Annotated in this window: 11 protein-coding genes and 1 pseudogene; 7 read left to right on the top strand and 5 right to left on the bottom strand. The window is 70.4% G+C overall.

Annotated features, from left to right (window positions below):
* Positions 1–115 precede the first annotated feature (115 nt).
* The 3 genes from AB0L71_RS22590 (at position 116) to AB0L71_RS22580 (ending at position 4,333) form a co-directional block, all read left to right on the top strand.
* Positions 116–511: a VOC family protein gene (locus AB0L71_RS22590; RefSeq protein ID WP_365245815.1), complete on the top strand. Its 396-nt coding sequence runs from the start codon at positions 116–118 to the stop codon at positions 509–511.
* Between the two features lie 102 nt (positions 512–613).
* Complete coding sequence (locus AB0L71_RS22585) at positions 614–2,914, top strand: ATP-dependent RecD-like DNA helicase (RefSeq protein WP_365245812.1); 2,301 nt, start codon at positions 614–616, stop codon at positions 2,912–2,914.
* Positions 2,915–3,043: 129 nt separating this feature from the next.
* Positions 3,044–4,333 (top strand): citrate synthase, encoded by a 1,290-nt coding sequence (locus AB0L71_RS22580; protein WP_365245809.1) that lies wholly within the window; start codon positions 3,044–3,046, stop codon positions 4,331–4,333.
* 553 nt (positions 4,334–4,886) lie between these two features.
* Here AB0L71_RS22580 and AB0L71_RS22575 read toward each other — a convergent pair.
* From AB0L71_RS22575 to AB0L71_RS22565, 3 genes are all read right to left on the bottom strand, one after another.
* Positions 4,887–7,445, bottom strand: coding sequence for a heavy metal translocating P-type ATPase (locus tag AB0L71_RS22575; protein ID WP_365245806.1), 2,559 nt, complete (start codon positions 7,443–7,445; stop codon positions 4,887–4,889).
* 141 nt (positions 7,446–7,586) lie between these two features.
* The gene (locus tag AB0L71_RS22570) at positions 7,587–7,895 is read right to left on the bottom strand and encodes a heavy-metal-associated domain-containing protein (protein WP_365245803.1); all 309 of its coding nucleotides are present in this window, start codon (positions 7,893–7,895) and stop codon (positions 7,587–7,589) included.
* A gap of 156 nt (positions 7,896–8,051) precedes the next feature.
* The gene (locus tag AB0L71_RS22565; protein ID WP_365245800.1) at positions 8,052–8,846 is read right to left on the bottom strand and encodes a TetR/AcrR family transcriptional regulator; all 795 of its coding nucleotides are present in this window, start codon (positions 8,844–8,846) and stop codon (positions 8,052–8,054) included.
* Positions 8,847–9,027: 181 nt separating this feature from the next.
* Here AB0L71_RS22565 and AB0L71_RS22560 point away from each other — a divergent pair, with 181 nt between their 5' ends.
* The 3 genes and pseudogenes from AB0L71_RS22560 (at position 9,028) to AB0L71_RS22550 (ending at position 13,266) form a co-directional block, all read left to right on the top strand.
* A complete protein-coding gene (locus AB0L71_RS22560) occupies positions 9,028–11,349 on the top strand; it encodes an MMPL family transporter (protein WP_365245797.1) in 2,322 nt (773 codons plus the stop codon).
* Between the two features lie 32 nt (positions 11,350–11,381).
* Positions 11,382–11,558 (top strand): annotated as a pseudogene (locus AB0L71_RS22555) (alcohol dehydrogenase); the annotation flags it as partial.
* Between the two features lie 232 nt (positions 11,559–11,790).
* Positions 11,791–13,266: a choice-of-anchor A family protein gene (locus AB0L71_RS22550; RefSeq protein ID WP_365245794.1), complete on the top strand. Its 1,476-nt coding sequence runs from the start codon at positions 11,791–11,793 to the stop codon at positions 13,264–13,266.
* Positions 13,267–13,272: 6 nt separating this feature from the next.
* On the opposite strand, the gene AB0L71_RS22545 is transcribed toward AB0L71_RS22550, so the two are convergent.
* On the bottom strand, positions 13,273–15,945 hold the full coding sequence (locus tag AB0L71_RS22545) for a discoidin domain-containing protein (RefSeq protein WP_365245791.1): 2,673 nt from the start codon (positions 15,943–15,945) through the stop codon (positions 13,273–13,275).
* A gap of 78 nt (positions 15,946–16,023) precedes the next feature.
* Entirely contained in the window at positions 16,024–17,121 is a 1,098-nt protein-coding gene (locus tag AB0L71_RS22540) for a threonine synthase (protein WP_365245788.1), read from the bottom strand.
* Between the two features lie 255 nt (positions 17,122–17,376).
* Here AB0L71_RS22540 and AB0L71_RS22535 point away from each other — a divergent pair, with 255 nt between their 5' ends.
* The gene (locus tag AB0L71_RS22535) at positions 17,377–18,963 is read left to right on the top strand and encodes a S8 family peptidase (protein ID WP_365245785.1); all 1,587 of its coding nucleotides are present in this window, start codon (positions 17,377–17,379) and stop codon (positions 18,961–18,963) included.
* Positions 18,964–19,056: the final 93 nt, after the last annotated feature.

Genomic DNA, 19,056 nt, shown 5'->3' with positions numbered 1-19,056 from the left:
GTGAGTCGGCGAGGCGGGGCGCCGGACACCGTCCAGGAGTTCCCCGGCCAGAAAGATCTCGAATCTGTCGGACGGGCGGCCTACTCTGAGCTCGTTCGCAATGTCTGGGGGAATCATGACAAGCAGGTTCACCGAGTTGACCGTTGACTGCCACGATCCGGAGCGGCTCGCGGCCTTCTGGTGCGAGGTCCTGGGCTTCACGGTGATCGACCGGAGCGAGGGCAAGGTCGAGATCGGCTCCTGGGTGCCGACCGTCGAGGAGGTCCGGGCCCGACAGATGCCGCCCACCCTGCTGTTCATCCGGGTGCCCGAGGGCAAGACGGTGAAGAACCGGCTCCACCTGGACGTCAGCCCGATCGACGGCAGCACGGAGGACGAGGTGGCCAGGCTGCTGGGCCTCGGCGCCGCCACAGTGGATGTGGGCCAGGGCCCTGGCCGGAGCTGGGTCGTCATGGCAGACCCCGAGGGCAACGAGTTCTGCGTCCTGCGCACCCTGGCACCGCAGCACTAGGGCCTTCCGGCCGGCTCGGGCCGCACCGGCCCCGGCTGCGGTGTACGGCCTCGGCGCACAGGCCCGAGAAGAGGTGTCGTACCTCCCCGGTACCGTCGAAGCATGTCCAACATGGCCGTGCTCGAAGGCGTCCTGGAGCGCATCACCTACGCCAACGAGGAGAACGGGTACACCGTCGCCCGCGTCGACACGGGCCGGGGCGCGGGTGATCTGCTGACCGTGGTCGGCTCGCTGCTCGGCGCCCAGGTCGGCGAGTCCCTGCGGATGGAGGGGCGCTGGAGCTCGCACTCCCAGTACGGCAAGCAGTTCATGGTGGAGAACTACACGACCGTGCTGCCCGCCACCATCCAGGGCATCCGCCGTTACCTCGGCTCCGGCCTGATCAAGGGCATCGGGCCGGTGATGGCGGACCGGATCACCACGCACTTCGGGGTCGACACCCTCGACATCATCGAGAAGGAGCCGAAGCGCCTGGTCGAGGTCCCGGGGCTCGGCCCGAAGCGGACGAAGATGATCGCCGCGGCCTGGGAGGAGCAGAAGGCGATCAAGGAGGTGATGGTCTTCCTCCAAGGTGTCGGTGTCTCCACCTCCATCGCCGTCCGTATCTACAAGAAGTACGAGGACGCGTCGATCTCCGTCGTGAAGAACCAGCCCTATCGGCTGGCCGCCGACGTCTGGGGCATCGGCTTCCTCACCGCCGACAAGATCGCCCAGGCCGTCGGCATCCCGCACGACAGCCCGGAGCGGGTGAAGGCCGGGCTCCAGTACGCCCTGTCGCAGTCCACCGACCAGGGCCACTGCTTCCTTCCCGAGGAGCGGCTGATCGCCGACGGGGTGAAGCTCCTCCAGGTCGACACCGGGCTGGTCATCGAGTGCCTCGCCGAACTGGCCGAGGATCCCGAGGGCGTCGTACGGGAGAAGGTGCCGTCGCCCGAGGGCGGCGAGATGGTCACGGCGATCTACCTGGTGCCGTTCCATCGGGCCGAGGTCGCGCTCGCCGCGCAGGTGCAGCGGCTGCTGCGGACGCCCGAGGAGCGGATGCCGGCCTTCGCGGACGTCGACTGGGACAAGGCACTGGCCTGGCTCGCCATCCGTACCGGGGCGAATCTGGCACCCGAGCAGGAGGCCGCGGTCCGGCTCGCGCTGAGCCGGAAGGTCGCCGTCCTGACCGGCGGCCCCGGCTGCGGGAAGTCGTTCACCGTACGGTCCATCGTGGAACTGGCCCGCGCCAAGAAGGCCAAGGTGGTGCTGGCCGCCCCCACCGGGCGGGCGGCCAAGCGGCTCTCCGAGCTGACGGGGGCCGAGGCGTCCACCGTGCACCGGCTGCTGGAGCTCAAGCCGGGCGGGGACGCCGCATACGACCGGGACCGTCCGCTGGACGCCGATCTCGTCGTCGTCGACGAGGCGTCGATGCTGGATCTGCTCCTCGCCAACAAGCTGCTGAAGGCCGTGGCACCCGGTGCCCATCTGCTCCTCGTCGGGGACGTCGACCAGCTGCCGTCGGTCGGCGCGGGGGAGGTGCTGCGTGATCTCCTCGCGGACGGCGGCCCCGTTCCGGCGGTCCGGCTGACCACGATCTTCCGCCAGGCCCAGCAGTCCGGCGTCGTCACCAACGCGCACCGGATCAACTCCGGGATTCCGCCGCTCACGCAGGGTCTGAAGGACTTCTTCCTCTTCGTGGAGGACGAGACGGAGGACGCGGGCGTGCTCGCGGTGGACGTCGCGGCGCGCCGTATCCCGGCGAAGTTCGGGCTGGACGCGCGGCGCGACGTACAGGTTCTCGCCCCGATGCACCGCGGACCGGCCGGTGCGGGCACGCTCAACGGCCTGCTCCAGCAGGCCATCACCCCGGGCCGCCCGGACCTTCCCGAGAAGCGGTTCGGCGGCCGGGTCTTCCGGGTCGGCGACAAAGTAACCCAGATCCGCAACAACTACGACAAGGGTGAGAACGGCGTCTTCAACGGCACGGTGGGCGTCGTCACCGCCCTCGACCTGGACGAACAGAAGCTGACCGTCCGCACGGACGAGGACGAGGAGATCGATTACGACTTCGACGAGCTGGACGAGCTGGCCCACGCGTACGCCATGACGATCCACCGTTCCCAGGGCAGTGAGTACCCGGCCGTCGTCATCCCCGTCACCAAGAGCGCCTGGATGATGCTCCAGCGGAACCTTCTCTACACCGCCGTGACCCGAGCCAAGAAGCTCGTCGTGCTGGTCGGCTCGCGGCAGGCGATCGGCCAGGCGGTCCGCACGGTTTCCGCAGGCAGGCGCTGTACGGCGCTCGATTATCGGTTGTCGGGAGGCTCGGGCGGAGGATCCTCGGAAAAAATGATCGATCAAAACGGTGGGATACGTCACGCGGCTCTTCCGGAACCGGAGGCAAAGGGGCAGGATGAGTAAGTTCGCGGCACTCAGTGCCGCGAGTAGGTCCAATGGACGACCTCGAGTGCACTCTCCTGAGCCAAATGGGGGAGGGTGGAGACAGTCAGGGAACCTCGAAGAAGAGGCACTACGTCGGTGAGGGATGACGTGAGCGACAACTCTGTAGTACTGCGGTACGGCGACGGCGAGTACACCTACCCGGTGATCGACAGCACCGTCGGCGACAAGGGCTTCGACATCGGGAAGCTCAGGGCCAATACCGGTCTGGTGACGCTGGACAGCGGATACGGCAACACCGCAGCCTATAAATCCGCCATCACCTACCTCGACGGTGAGCAGGGCATTCTCCGCTACCGCGGCTACCCCATCGAGCAGCTCGCCGAGCGCTCGACCTTCCTCGAGGTCGCGTACACGCTCATCAACGGCGATCTCCCCAAGCCCGACGAGCTGTCGACCTTCAAGAACGAGATCACCCAGCACACGCTGCTGCACGAGGACGTCAAGCGGTTCTTCGACGGATTCCCGCGCGACGCCCACCCGATGGCGATGCTGTCCTCGGTCGTCAGCGCGCTGTCCACGTTCTACCAGGACAGCCACAACCCGTTCGACGAGGAGCAGCGTCACCTCTCGACGATCCGCCTGCTGGCCAAGCTGCCGACGATCGCCGCGTACGCCTACAAGAAGTCGATCGGCCACCCCTTCGTCTACCCGCGCAACGACCTCGGGTACGTCGAGAACTTCCTGCGCATGACCTTCTCGGTCCCGGCCCAGGAGTACGAGCTGGACCCGGTCGTCGTCTCGGCGCTCGACAAGCTGCTCATCCTGCACGCGGACCACGAGCAGAACTGCTCGACCTCCACCGTGCGCCTGGTCGGCTCCTCCCAGGCGAACATGTTCGCCTCGATCTCCGCCGGCATCTCGGCGCTGTGGGGCCCCCTGCACGGTGGCGCCAACCAGTCGGTGCTGGAGATGCTCGAGGGCATCCAGGCCAACGGCGGCGATGTCGACTCCTTCATCCGCAAGGTGAAGAACAAGGAGGACGGCGTCCGGCTGATGGGCTTCGGACACCGCGTCTACAAGTCCTTCGACCCGCGCGCCAAGATCATCAAGGCTGCGGCCCACGACGTGCTGTCCGCGCTCGGCAAGTCCGACGAGCTGCTCGACATCGCGCTGAAGCTGGAGGAGCACGCGCTCTCCGACGAGTACTTCATCGCGCGCAACCTCTACCCCAACGTGGACTTCTACACGGGCCTGATCTACCGGGCCATGGGCTTCCCGACCGAGATGTTCACCGTGCTCTTCGCGCTCGGCCGCCTCCCCGGCTGGATCGCCCAGTGGCACGAGATGATCAAGGAGCCGGGTTCCCGCATCGGCCGCCCGCGCCAGATCTACACCGGCGAGGTCCTGCGCGACTTCGTCCCGGTCGAGGGCCGCTGAGCCCCGTACGGCCTCTGCGCCACCCCGGCCGCTGAGGCCGGTCGTCTTCGCCCCGAGTGCCGCGCTTTCGTACAGAGCGCGGTGTCCGGGGCGATTTGCGTGTCCGGCGCGACTCGTGGGGTGCGCCTGGGGGGCCCTGGGGTCCCCGGGTGTCTTCTTCGGGGCCGGACTGCCGCGGGACGGCAGAGAGAGAAGCGCCTCGCCATCGATCCCCCCACGGGCCGACAGCGAGGCGCTTCCCATATCCCGGAGCGGATTCCCCCCACGGGATCCGGCCGGGCGTCCAAGGGAGCCGAAGCTCCTGCGCGCTCCTCATCTGTTGCGAGTTGCGCTCTTCACTTGTATCTCCATGCGGTCCGCCGGGGTACGCACGCACGGAAGGGCCGCTCAAAGCTCCCCGGTGCACGTCCCCCGGCCAAACGCTTGCCCGAAGCGTCCCCCAAGACGCTCCGATGGACGTCCCCCAAGACATCCATGGCATCGCACTCTAAGACTTGCGAACCCGCCGAATGGTTACCCTGAAAGCGGTGTGATCTAAATCTCTTTGTGGAAGTTACGTGAAGGCGCGCAGGCGCAGGCTGTTGGTCACGACGAAGACCGATGAGAACGCCATCGCCGCTCCCGCAATCATAGGGTTGAGCAGGCCAAATGCCGCAAGGGGTAGTGCAGCAACGTTATAACCAAATGCCCAGAAGAGGTTGCCCTTGATGGTGGCCAGGGTGCGTCGGGAGAGCCGGATCGCGTCGGCCGCCACCTTGAGATCTCCACGAACGAGAGTCAGGTCGCTCGCCTCGATGGCGGCGTCCGTGCCGGTGCCCATCGCCAGGCCCAGGTCGGCGGTGGCGAGTGCCGCCGCGTCGTTGACGCCGTCGCCGACCATGGCGACGGCGTGCCCCTGGGCCTTCAGTTGCTCGATGACGTGGACTTTCTCGTCCGGGAGGACCTCGGCGTGGACCTCGTCGATCCCGACGGTGCGGCCCACGGCGTCGGCCACCGCGCGGTTGTCGCCGGTCAGCAGAACGGGGTGGAGCCCGAGCCGGCGCAGCTCGGCGATGGCTGCCGCACTCGACTCCTTGACCGCGTCGGCGACCGCGAGGACGCCACGCGCCTGCCCATCCCAGGCGACCATGATCGCGGTCCGGCCCCGCGCCGCCGCGTCGGCCACGGCGTCGGAGAGGGAGGAGGGAATGTCGATGCCCGCGTCGGCGAGCAGGTGTTCCCGGCCGACGAGGACGGCGTGTCCGTCGACGATGCCCTGGACGCCGAGGCCCGCGACGTTGGTGAAGTCCTCGGGTGTGGGCAGGGGTGCGCCGGTGCGTTCGGTGGCTCCGGTGGCGACGGCCCGGGCGATGGGGTGCTCGGAGGCGTGTTCCAGGGCGCCGGCGAGGCGGAGGACGTCGTGTTCGTCGGTGCCGTCGGCGGTGTGTACGTCGAGCAGGGTCATCTTTCCGGTGGTGACGGTGCCGGTCTTGTCGAGGACGATGGTGTCGACGCGGCGGGTGGTCTCCAGGACTTCGGGGCCCTTGATGAGGATGCCGAGCTGGGCGCCGCGTCCGGTGCCGACCATGAGGGCGGTGGGGGTGGCCAGGCCCAGGGCGCAGGGGCAGGCGATGATCAGTACGGCGACCGCGGCGGTGAATGCGGCGGTGACGTCGTGGGTGATCAGCAGCCAGGTGATCAGGGTGGCCAGGGCGAGGACCAGCACCACGGGGACGAAGACGGCGGAGATCCGGTCGGCCAGGCGCTGCGCGGCGGCCTTGCTGCTCTGGGCGTCCTCGACGAGCTTCGCCATCCGGGCGAGTTGGGTGTCGGCGCCGATCCGGGTGGCTTCGACGACGAGCCGGCCGCCCGCGTTGAGGGTGGCCCCGGTGACGGTGTCGCCGACGCCCACGTCGACCGGGACGGACTCGCCGGTGAGCATGGAGGCGTCCACGGCCGAGGTGCCCTCGACGACGGTGCCGTCGGTGGCGATCTTCTCGCCGGGGCGGACCAGGAAACGGTCCCCGACCCGGAGCCGGGCGACGGGGACGCGCACCTCGGTTCCGCCTCGGAGCACGGAGACGTCCTTCGCGCCCAGGTGCATCAGCGCGCGCAGGGCGGAACCGGCCTTCCGCTTGGATTTCGCCTCCAGATAGCGGCCCAGCAGGATGAAGGTCACGACCCCGGCGGCGACCTCCAGATAGATGGTCGAGGAGGCGCCGTGACGCGAGGCGGTGAGGTCGAAGCCGTGCCGCATTCCGGCCATGCCCGCGTCGCCGAGGAACAGTGCCCACAGGGACCAGCCGAAGGCGGCGAGGGTGCCGATCGAGACCAGGGTGTCCATGGTGGCCGCGCCGTGCCGGAGATTGGCCCAGGTGGCGCGATGGAACGGCAGTCCTCCCCAGACGACGACGGGGGCGGCCAGAGTCAGGGAGAGCCACTGCCAGTAGTCGAACTGGAGGGCGGGGACCATCGCGAGCACGATGACGGGGACGGCGAGGATCGCCGAGACGACGAGGCGCTGACGGAGTGAGGCGAGGGCGTCGACGGCCTTCCGCTTGGCGGAGTCGTCGGCGCGGGCCGCTGCGTCGGCCTGGGCGCGGGCCGCTGCGTCGGCTTGGGCTCGGGCCTCGGTATCGGCTCGGGCCTTGGTTTCGGCTTGGGCTCGGGCCGCTGCGTCGGCTTCGGCGCGGGCCTCGGTGGAAGTGTCGAGGTCGGCTCTGGTGCCGGTCTCGGTGGCTGTCCGGCTCTCGGTGGGTTGCTCGGCGCGGACCGGGGCGCTGTGGGCAGCGCCCTCCTCCGCGGCGTTCGCAAAGGCGCTGTCCGGGGTGACCCTTTCGCCGTCCGGGGACGAGGCCGGGGTGGGAGGAGCTTCCGGTGCGAGGTGGCGTACCGGCTCCGCGGTGTAGCCGGCCTTCTTCACCGTGGCGATCAGATCCGTGAGATCGGTACCCGGGCCGAAGGCCACGCGAGCCTTCTCGGTGGCGTAGTTGACGGTGGCGGTGACACCGTCCATCCGGTTGAGCTTCTTCTCGATGCGGGCGGCGCAGGAGGCGCAGGTCATCCCGCCGATGGTGAGTTCGGCCCGCGAACTCTCCGCTGCCGGGGTCGCGGTCTCTGCTGCGCTGTGCATGGCTGAACTCCCGAAATGCCGAGCGGGCCGTACCCCACCAGTATCCGCTGGTCGGTTCCGGCCCGGCGGCGGAGGAGGCGATGCCGATGTATCCGGTGGCGATGGGCGTAGGGGGCTCAGCCCGATGCGCCCCGAGGGCGATCAGGCCCGGCCGACGAGCCCGTAGCCGGCCTCGTCGACCGCGGCGCGCACGGCGTCGTCGGCCAGCGGGGTCCGGGAGACGACGGTGACCTGGCCGGTGGAGGCGACGGCCTTCACCGAGGTGACGCCTTCGATGCCGGAGATCTCCTCGGAGACGGCGCCCTCGCAGTGCCCGCACGTCATGCCGGACACCTGGTAGACGGTGGTCACCGCGCCTGCTGGGGCGTCGGAGCCCGCACTGTCGTGGCAGGCGCCGCCGGGGGAGCAGCAGGAGCCGTTGGCCTGGGGGAGCTGGGTCTCGGCGGACATGGTGTTCTCCTTCTTGGCGAACGCAGGGATGACGCAGGGATGAGGTGTCGGAGGCCCGGGTGGGGCCCGATGTGCCCGACACTCATCACACTATACCCCTAGGGGGTATGAATGTGCGTGTCCGGTGGTCCGGTCGGGGTGAGTGGGGGGCATGTGTCACGGGGTGCTCGGGGGAGCGGGCGGCGCGGCGATGTCGGCCCATGGCTCCAGGTAGCGGAACAGCACGGCTTTCAGCTCCCTGATGTACGCCTCCCTCTCCTCGCCCTCGTGAGTCATGATCAGATCGAGTCCGCCCTTGAACAGGGTGAGGATCATGTTCGCGATGCGGGTGATCTGGGCGGGCGGAGTGTCGGGCAGCTGACTGGTGAGGATCGATTCGATGCGGTCGAGTACGGCCGTGTGCAGCGCCTCGTGCCCCTGATGGATCGTTCCGGGGGTCTCGGAGCCCTGCATCAGGACGGTGAACGCCGGATTCTCGCAGTTGAAGGTGATCAGTGGGTCGAGTACGGCGTCGAGCATCCGGTCCAGCGGGAGCGTGAGGTGGTCGGGGAGGAAGGCGGCCCCGTACGTCTCCCGCCAGCGGTTGAGGAGCTGGTCGCCGAGCTCGACGGCGATGGCCTCCTTGTTGGGGAAGAACTGGTAGAGCGTGCCCGGCGAGACGCCGGCCTCGCGGGCGATGGCGTTGGTGCTCGCCGCGGTGTAGCCGGTGGTGCAGAAGACGTTGGCCGCCGCTCTGAGGAGCTGTGCGATCCGGGCTTCGCCGCGTGCCTGGCGGCGGCGTGGGCGAGGGGCGCCCGGGGTTGCTTCGGCGGGGGTGCCGCCGGTGCTGGTGGCGCTGCCTCCTGGGCTCGGGGGGGTGGCTCCCGTGCCCTTGGTGCGCCGTGCGCCCGTGCTGCCTCCAGTGCCCGCCCCGGCGCCTGTCCCGGCGCCCGTTCCTCTGGCCTCCGACACGGTCAATCCCCAGCTTTCATGATGCGATTGACAAACGCGAGCGGTCGCTCGCATTCTTGAGGAAATGCGAGCGATGGCTCGTGTTTGCCAGCCTAATCGGCAACGACTGATCCATGCTGCCCTGCGCCGCCGTCTCTGGCCGCCTCGCGCCGCCGGATCCGGGGGGAAGGGGCACCGTGCCATGCCTGAGGCCAATGGCCCGCAGCGTCTGGGGGGCTGGACCCGCTTCGTCACAGCGCGACCACGGCTCGCCCTGTTCGCGGCGCTGGTGATCACGGCGCTCGCCGTGTTCGTGGGCAGTGGAGTGGCCGACCGTCTCGGCAGTGGGGGCTGGGAGGCTCCGGACGGCCAGTCGACCTATGCGACCAAGGTGCTGGAGCGGGAGTTCCCTGCCTCCCAGCCGAATCTGCTGTTGCTCGTGGACAGTGGCACCACCTCGGTCGACGATCCCGCGGTGGCTGCCGCGGCGACCCGGCTGACCGAGCGGCTCGCCGCCGAGGAGGGCATCACGGGCGTCGGCTCGTACTGGCAGAGCACGTCACCCGCGCTGCGTGCCGAGGACGGGCGGGAGGCGCTGATCGCCGCCCGGATCGAAGGGGACGAGCGGGCGATGGGCGAGGTCCTGGACCGGATAGCCCCGGTCTACCGCGGCACACACGGACCGGTGCAGGTCTCGGTCGGTGGCCCGGTCGCCGTACGGCACCAGATGCAGACGATCATCCAGGAGGACCTCCTGCGGGCGGAGCTGATCGCCCTGCCGGTGACGCTCGTGCTGCTGATCATGGTCTTCGGCAGCGCCGTCGCCGCCCTGCTGCCGCTCGGCGTGGGCATCGTCGCGATCCTGGGGACGAACGCCGTGCTGCGTGGCATCACCGAGTTCACCGATGTCTCGGTCTTCGCCCTGAATCTCACCACGGCTCTCGGTCTCGGACTCGCCATCGACTACGCGCTGTTCATCGTGCGCCGGTTCAGGGAGGAGCTCGCCGCCGGGGCCGCGCCCCGCTCGGCGGTGGGCGCGACGCTGCGCACCGCCGGCCGCACGGTGCTGTTCTCCGCGTTGACCGTGGCGGTGTCGCTCGCCGCGATGCTCGTCTTCCCGCAGTACTTCCTGCGTTCGTTCGCCTACGCGGGGATCGCCGTGGTGCTGCTGGCGGCGGCCGCCGCACTGATCCTGCTTCCGGCCGCGCTGATGCTGCTCGGACCACGGGTCGACGCCCTGGACCTGCGCCGACTGCTGCGGCGCGGGGGCGGGCGGGTGCATGCGCGCTCGGAGGAGGACTCCGGCGACCCCCGTCGTGGCCGCCCGGGTGAGCAGGCAGCGCCGTCAGCAACCGCGTCCTCAACACCAACCGCATCGGCGTCCGCCGAATCCGGCAGCGGATGGGGCCGGTTCGCGGCCCTCGTGATGCGGCGGGCACCGGTGTTCGCCCTCGTCACCACCGTGGGCCTCGTCCTGCTCGGTCTGCCCTTCCTCGGGGTGAAGTTCGGTACGGCCGACGACCGCCAGCTGCCCGCCACCGCCGAGTCCCACATCGTCCAGCAGCACATCCGCGACGGCTTCCCCGGGAGTCCGGGCGGCGGCCTCGAAGTGCTCGTGGAGGGGCCTGCGACGCAGACCCAGTACGCCGAGTATCGCAACAGGATCGCCGGACTCCCCGGTGTGCAGCGGGTCGACGGCCCGATCACGGCAGGCCGGTTCGCCTACTACAACGTCCAGCCCGAGGGCGAGTCCGTGGGCGAGGGGACCCAACAGCTCGTCCGGGACCTCCGGGCCGAGCCCGCCCCCTTCGACACCTCGGTGACAGGTACGGCGGCCGTCCTGGTCGATTCCAAGCACGCCATCGCGGAACGGCTGCCCTGGGCGGTGGGCATCATCGTGGTGGTGACACTGCTCCTGGTCTTCCTGCTCACCGGAAGCGTGCTGATCCCTCTTCAGGCAGTCGTGCTCAACGCCCTGAGCCTCACGGCGATGTTCGGAGCGGTCGTCTGGGTCTTCCAGGACGGGCATCTGTCCGGACCCCTCTCCTTCACCAGCACCGGAGACATAGAGACGACACTGCCGGTCCTGATGTTCTGCGTCGCCTTCGGACTCTCCATGGACTACGGAGTCTTCCTGCTCTCCCGGATCAAGGAGGAGTACGACCGCACCGGGGACCACGAACGGTCGGTGTCCTTCGGTCTGCGGCACACCGGTGGGCTGATCACCGCGGCAGCGGTGATCCTGGCGGTGGTGATGGTCGCCATCGGAACATCACGGGTGACCAACACCAAGATGCTGGGTCTCGGCATAGCCCTGGCCGTCCTGATGGACGCCATGGTCGTGCGCAGCCTGCTGGTTCCCTCGGTGATGAAGCTGATGGGCAAGGTCACCTGGTGGGCGCCCGCGCCGCTGCGGACCCTGCACCGGAGGTTCGGCCTCAGCGAGGGCGGGTCCGCCCCGGTGCCGGCCGAGGAGATACCGGCGAGCGCCCCGGAGCGGGAGAGAGCCACCAGCGGGGCCTAGATTCGGCCGCCCGGACGACGGGCGAGGAGCGCGTCGCCCAGGGGCGGGTGGCGCCGGGGGAGTGGGTCGCGGTGCGCGGCTGCGGAGGAGTCGGACTGCCTACCGTCATGATCGCGGAGGTCTGCAGGGCCCGGGTCGTCGCGGTCGACCTCTCGGCGCACGCTCTCGAGCGGGCCCGCAGGTTCGGCGAAGTGGAGTGCGTGGACGCCCCCGAACGGTGTGGGACGTACGGGTCCAGCGTTCGCTTGCTGTTCGCCGGACTGACCGGGATGCGCAGAGCCATGTCGGTCAGGGATGACGGCACGGCGGCGTCGGACGGGTCACTCCCGCGGCGGCGGGCGGGAATCCGGGCCGTGCCGGTGTACGCCAGATGGCTGAGCCTCGGCACGGTTCGGGGCGCCTTCACCCGATTGGCGGGAAAAGTGTGCTTAGCGTCCCAGTATGAGACGTACCACGCTCGTCATCACCAGTGCCTGCACCTTGTGTCTGGCCGCCGTCGTTCCCGCCTCGGCCGAGTTCTCCGGCAATCCGATAGCCGGGAACAACGGCTTCGGCGTCCTCGTCCAGGAAGGCGCCACGCTGGGCAGTACCGAGACGGAAGGATCGGTGGCCGTCGGCGGGGACCTGACGTTCGGCCCCGGGTACAACGTGGCCCTGCACACCACCGGTTCATTCATCGCGCCCGGCGACACGCAGCCCACCGCGCTCCTCGTGGGCGGGCGCGTCGACTACGCGGGCAGTGCGCCACAGGGCGTCCTGCGGGTGCTCAACAACGGTTATCTCAAGATCGGCGACCCGACCGGCAGTTCCATCCTGGACCGGGACTCCAACGGTGCGAGCGCCGCCACCCGCGCGGTGGCGGAGGGAGCGGCGTACGACTCCACACCACGGATCGAGCTGACAGCGCATCAGAGCGCCGCGTCGGTCACGGACACCACGGGACTGCCGGACCTCGACGCGTTGTTCGCCACCTACCGCGACCGTTCGGATGCCCTCGGCACCTGTGGGACCGACGTGGTGCTGCGCGACGACGCCGGGAACGCGCTCGATCCGGACAGCATCCCGCCCGGTACCAGGGTGCACGTCGACCTGACCGAGGGGCGTACGAACGTGCTGAACCTGACGGGCGAGGCGCTGAACAACATCTCCGAGATGGTCTTCGACACGCGTCCGTCGGCGACGACACCCCTCATCGTGAACACGGACACGACCGGGACGAACAGCGAGTACACCTGGCACGTGCCCAATACGGCCGGGGCCTCGGGCGAGCAGGCCCCGTACATGCTCTGGAACTTCCCCGACGCGACCGCCATCACCATGGCCGACGGGGACTCACTGGAGGGCACGGTCTTCGCTCCCAGGGCGCACCTCACGGACCTGGACCCGGCCAACATCGAGGGCACGGTGATCGTGAAGGAGCTGACGGCCGGTCCGCTGACCGGCGACCGCACGGGATCGGTCACGGCCGGCGAGATCCACGAGTTCCCGTTCGCCGCCGACGTGAGCTGCGGCCCGGACACCGAGCCGTCGCCCACACCGACCCCGACGCCGACGGAGTCCGAGCCCACGCCGACGCCGACGGAGTCCGAGCCCACCCCCACGCCGACCCCGACGGAGTCCGAGCCCACCCCCACGCCGACGGAGTCCGAGCCCACACCGACGCCGACGGAGTCCGAGCCGACCCCGACCCCCACGCCCCCCGATCCCACGACCACGAGCACGACCACGGCCCCGTCCCACCTGCTGACCCCGCAGGACTTCGGCTCGCCCGGTCTCGGCGGCGGGTACTCCGGGACGTCGGGCGGCCGGCTGGCCGACACCGGGACATCGGCCGCCCTCTACGCGGCAGGCGGGGCACTGACGGCGGTCGCGACCGGTGCGCTCCTGCTCGGTCGCCGACGCCCGCGGCGTCACTGACAGCCCTCAGGGCTGCGTGACCCTCAACTCCCTTACCCCCACCGGCTTCTGCGGGTCGTCCGAGGTGACCGTCAGGCGCACCCACCGGGCTGTCGCCCCCGGCCGGTAAGGCCGCCAGTCCTTGCCGTCCACCGAGGTCTCCAGGCCGTGGGAGGACACAGGCGCGTCGGTCCACTCCGGCATGATCGAGGTCACCGGGGCCCCACGTCCCAGGTCCACCGTCAGCGCGCCCGTCGCGCCGTCGGGGGACCAGGACGTGGCCGGGCTGCCGTCCACCGCCGCGGCCGCGTACAGGCCGGGCGTCTCGGACGTGGCCGTCACCGGACGGCAGCGCGCCGCGTCCGCGGTCCGGGCCAGGTCGGGGCGACGGGTGGCGAGAGTGAGCGAACCGGTGAGGAGGCGGGGACCGGTGGGGGAGTGGACGGTGAACGGGGCACCGGAGGTCAGCCGGACCGTCGTCGTCAGGGGACCGATCGCGATGTCGAACGTACTGCCCCGGTGGCGCAGTCCCGTCAGCGTCACCCCCCTGCCCAGCTGCGGCGGCAGCAGCGGGTCGAGCCGCACCCCGTCCTCCCGCAGCCGAAGGCCGGTCAGACCGTGCGTGAAGACCTGGAGGAAGCCGCCCTTCCCGGTGAGGAAGTCCTGGGCCGGTGACCCCGAAAGCAGGTCCTGCGCACCGGATTTCGCGCCCCGGGCCTCGCTGGAGAGGGCGTACGGGCCGCGCATGAACGGGCGCACGGAGCGCTGGAGATAGGTGTACGTGACGCAGCCCGCTGCGCCGATCTCGGCCGCGGCGATCGCCTGGACCGAATCCGTCATGGCCGGGCCGTCCGGATCGGTGCGCTCGGCGTAGTAGTCGAGTGTGGCCGCCCGCGCACCGGATGCCATCGGCCATTCGAGCGGGTGGATCAGCAGTACCGCATCGGCCTGTTTGATCGTCGAGCCGCGGTAGCCCGCGTACTGGAGGAAGAGCTTTCGCTTCGGGTCGTACGGAATGCGCAGACCGTCTGCGACCCGCGCCCACTGTGCCGGTGCCGGGCGGCCGAGCAGCTGCGCCGCGCGGGCCGCGTTGCGCAGGGCGGTTGCCGCGACCGCGTTGGTGAAGACCCCGTCGGTGACGCCGTTGCTGTACTCGTCGGGGCCCGCGACGTTCTTGAGCGAGTAGCTGCCGTCGCTGTTCGCGGTGGCCCGCGAGACCCAGAAGTCGGCGATCCCGCTGAGCAGCGGCCAGCCGTGGCCGGCCAGCCAGTCACGGTCCCCGGTCGCCAGGTAGTACTGCCACACGGCGAGTGAGATGTCCCCCTGGAGGTGGATCTGGGTGAGGCAGTGCGGAGGGTCCCAGCTGTGGCACTCGGACCGCAGAACGCCCCTGCTCGCACTCGTCCAGGGGTAGAACAGGCCCCGCAGGCCCAGCGACGCGGCGTTGGCACGGGCCGCCGCCCGCGTGCGGTAGCGGTACTCGACGACCGACCGGGCCAGTTCGGGGCGGGTGGCCAGGAGCCCCGGGTACATCCAGGTCTCGGCGTCCCAGAACACCAGGCCCGCGTAGTCGTCACTGGTCAGACCGGCCGGGGCGATGCTGTCGCGGGACCCGGTCCGGGCGGAGGCGAGCAGTCCGTACTGCGCCGAGCGCAGCCACTTCTGCAGCTCGGGGCTGTCCGGAACGGAGATGTCGGCCGCCCAGGCCCGGCGCCAGGCGGCGTTGTTCTCGGCGAGGACGCCGGACCAGCCGAGCCGGGCCGCCCGCCGGGAAGCCGCGCGGGCGGCCCGGCGAGGGTCGGACGAGGTGAGCGCGGTGTCCACTCCGACGTACTTCTCGAACGTGGCGGTGCGCCCGTCATGCACCCGGACGGTGTTGCGCAGCCGACTCGCGGAGCTCTCCCGGTTCGTCGAGCTCTCCCGGTTCGTCTCGGGCAGACCGTCCGTGGTGCGCGCCGCCCCGGGTGCGCCGGTGCGCAGGGTCTGGACGATCGCGCCCGCCGTTCCCGTGCCCTCGGTCCGGAACGTTCCGTTGCTACCGAGCCCGATCCGGCGTGCGCCCCGCGCGTCGAGGCGGCCGGTGACCGTGACCTCGCCGTTCCAGTGCGGTGTGATGCGCAGGCGTACGGCCCCGGTGTGCACCTCGGACCGGTCGGCGAGCACCTCGTACGTCAGGTCCGTCGCCCGCCCGTCGGCCGTGGTCCAGCGCAGCGAAGTACGGACCAGGCCGCAGCGCAGGAACACCGTCTGGCGGTAGTGCGAGATCCGGTCCCGGGGTGTCGCCGGGCCGAAGGTCTCGTCGCCGACGCGTACGTCGAGGGTCGTCCAGCTCGGCAGCGCGGCGATGACCTCGCGGCCCGCGGCGAGGCCCTTCTGACGCCCGTACAGGCCCGAGACGAAGGCGCCGTCGTAGCGAGGGGTGAACAGCGGCCAGCCGCTCTTCCCGCCCGGCGCGGCGTAGCCGGCGCCCGTGGGCGGCACCCGGTGGCCCAGATAGCCGTTGCCGACGTAGGGGTGGTAGCCGTGGGCCTCGCCGAACCGGGTGGAGGACAGGGCCCAGGCGGGGTCGGTGTCCCGGCCGCAGCCGGTGGGCGCGGCAGGAGGGGCGGTGGCCGCGTGGGAGGCGGGCGGCAGCGGCGCGATCAGGGCGCCCGCGACCAGGGACGTCAGGGACAGGAGGCAGACCCGGGAGAGGCTCACCGTACTGACGGTAGGGACGCGTGCACCGGGCGCCGGTGCACGGCGCGCGGCGCGCGGGTGAACGGGCGGCGGCTCCGGTCAGTCCGCCAGGCCGGTCTTGAGACCCGCCCCGCACAGGGGCACGACGACGTGCCGGTCCGTCCAGCCGCCGACCGCCGCCCAGCAGGCGACGCCCGTCGTCTCCACATAGAGCCCGCGGGCGGCCAGGTCCCTTTGTGCCGCCCGGATCTGATCCTCGGTCACCGTGAGGAAGGTGCCGCCCGACGCGCGGACCGCGGCCAGGATGGCACCGGCCCGTGGCGGGCGGGGGATGGCGATGCCTTCGGCGAGGGTGGGGGAGAAGGGGCCGGCCGGGGCGTCGAGCAGTCCGTCCGCCTCCGCGCGGAAGGCGGCGGCCAGCGGCGACACGGCCTCGGCCTGGACGGCGATGAGCGCCGGCCGTTCGTCGATCAGCCCCAGGGCGTGGAGTTCGGCAGTGGCCAGGGCCGCGCCGAGCAGAAGGGTGCCGTTGCCGACCGGTACCGCGAGGGCGTCCGGGAGGCGCCCGCCGAGGTCCTCCCACAGTTCGTACACGTAGGTCTTCGTGCCGTGCAGGAAGTACGGGTTGAAGACATGCGAGGCGTAGAAGGTACCGGGGGCGTCGGCTTCGGTACGGGCGGCCAGGGCGGCGGCCTCGCGGTCGCCGGGGACGACTTCCAGACGGGCGCCGTGGGCCCGGATCTGTTCGGTCTTCTTCGGGGACGTGCCCTCGGGGACGTACACCGTGCAGGGGAGCGAGGCGCGGGCGCAGTAGGCGGCGACGGCCGTGCCCGCGTTGCCGCTGCTGTCCGCGACGACGCGCTCGGGCGCCAGTCGGCGGGCCAGCTCGGCGAGCATCACGGCGCCCCGGTCCTTGAAGGAGAGCGTCGGCATCAGGAAGTCGAGCTTGGCCGAGACCGTGTCGGTGAGCGGGACGACCGGGGTGCGGCCCTCGCCGAGGGTGGTCGTGGGCGCGGCGAGGGGCAGCGCTTCCTCGTAACGCCACAGTGAATTGACGCGCCCGGCAAGGGAGTCGAGCGAGAGCGGGGCGGCCACCTCGAAATCGAGGTCCCAGGGGCCGCGGCACTCGGGACAGCACCAGGTGAGGGCGGTGACGTCGGCGCGGGTGCCGTCCTGCGGGCAGACATACATGACCATGCCCCTCAGCATGTCAGGCATGTGGCGCGTGCATGGCGGAGTCATGGCATCCGCCAACGCACCCTTGTGCGATTCCTATGGATCGGTCAATCTTTCGCTGTCGGGCCGGGCCGTGGGCGGCGCGGAATCCGAAGCGCGTTCTTGTCATGCCCATGCTCTTCGAGTCCACTCGGCTCGATTCGGCCTGCCCCGTTCCGCTCCGCACTACGCGGAACTCCCCCCACCAGTGCACCGCAATCGAGGAGGACCCCTCAGATGCCAGAGATGCGTCATACCCCCCACACGCGCCGAAGGCTCGCCGCCGCCGGACTCCTGACCGGCGCCGCACTCGTGTTGTCCACCGCGGCGGCGTTACCCGCCACCGCGAGCGGCGCCTCCGTCGAAGGCCGGATCGAGAACGCGGGCGCCCCGGGCGCCATCAGCGGCAGCTACATCGTCACGCTCGACGAATCGGCGGTCGACGCCGGCTCCGCGAAGGGCAAGGCCCTCGCCAAGGAGTACGGCGCCGAGATCAAGAAGACGTACCACGCCGCCCTCAACGGCTACGCGGTCGAACTCTCCGAGGCCCAGGCGAAGAAGTTCGCCGCCGACCCCGCGGTCGAGTCCGTCTCGCAGAACCGGACCTTCAGGGTCAATGACACCCAGACCTCGCCGCCGTCGTGGGGACTCGACCGGATCGACCAGCAGAACCTTCCGCTGAACCAGAGTTACACCTACCCGGACAACGCGGGTGAGGGTGTCACCGCGTACATCATCGACACCGGTGTCCGGATCACCCACAGCGACTTCGGCGGCCGGGCCTCGTACGGCTACGACGCCATCGACGACGACGACACCGCGCAGGACGGCTACGGCCACGGCACCCATGTCGCCGCCACCGTCGCAGGTTCGACGTACGGCGTCGCCAAGAAGGCGGACATCGTCGCCGTCCGGGTCCTGGACGACAGCGGCTCCGGCACGACCGCGCAGGTCGTCGCGGGCATCGACTGGGTGACGGCGAACGCCGTGAAGCCGGCCGTCGCCAACATGAGCCTGGGCGGTGACGCGGACTCCGTGCTCGACGCCGCCGTGCAGAGTTCCATCGCCTCCGGCGTCACCTACGCCGTGGCCGCGGGCAACGAGTCCACCAACGCCTCCTCGAAGTCCCCGGCGCGGGTCCCCGAGGCCATCACGGTCGGCTCCACGACCAGCACGGACGCCCGCTCCAGCTTCTCCAACTACGGCAGCCTGCTGGACATCTTCGCCCCGGGTTCGTCGATCACCTCGGCCTGGAACAGCAGTGACAGCGCCACCAGCACGATCTCCGGCACGTCGATGGCGACCCCGCACGTCGCCGGCGCCGCGGCCCTCTACCTGGCTGACCACCCGAGCGACACCCCGGCCCAGGTCTCCGCGGCACTGGTCTCCGCGGCCAGCTCCGGAGTGGTGACGAGCCCCGGCACGGGCTCCCCCAACCTGCTGCTGAACGTGGGCGATTCCACCACCACGCCGCCGACCGGCGAGAAGTTCGAGAGCGCGACCAGCTACGCGATCGCGGACAACTCCACCGTCGAGTCGCCGATCACCGTCAGCGGTGTCACCGGCAACGCGCCGTCCGCGCTGGCCGTGTCCGTCGACATCTCGCACACCTACATCGGCGACCTGACGATCGACCTGGTCGCGCCCGACGGTTCGGTCTACAACCTGAAGGCGGACGGGACGGGCGGCAGCGCTGACGACGTGGTGACCACCTACTCGGTGGACGCCTCTTCGGAGGTGGCCAACGGCACCTGGAAGCTGCGAGTCACCGACGACGCCGCGGCGGACACCGGGACGATCAACTCCTGGTCCCTGCAGTTCTGATGACGGCTTTGTGAGTCAGCAATTCCGCTGAACGCGTGGGGCGGTCGCACCGGCGGCCGCCCCATCCGGCGTGCGCCGGGGCCGTTGCGCCGT

Origin of the sequence: Streptomyces sp. NPDC052052, assembly GCF_040680455.1 — a bacterium.
In the GTDB taxonomy this organism is placed as follows: Bacteria; Actinomycetota; Actinomycetes; order Streptomycetales; family Streptomycetaceae; genus Streptomyces.
The sequence above is the reverse complement of the archived record's forward strand: the minus strand, read 5'-3'. Positions and strand labels throughout refer to the sequence as shown.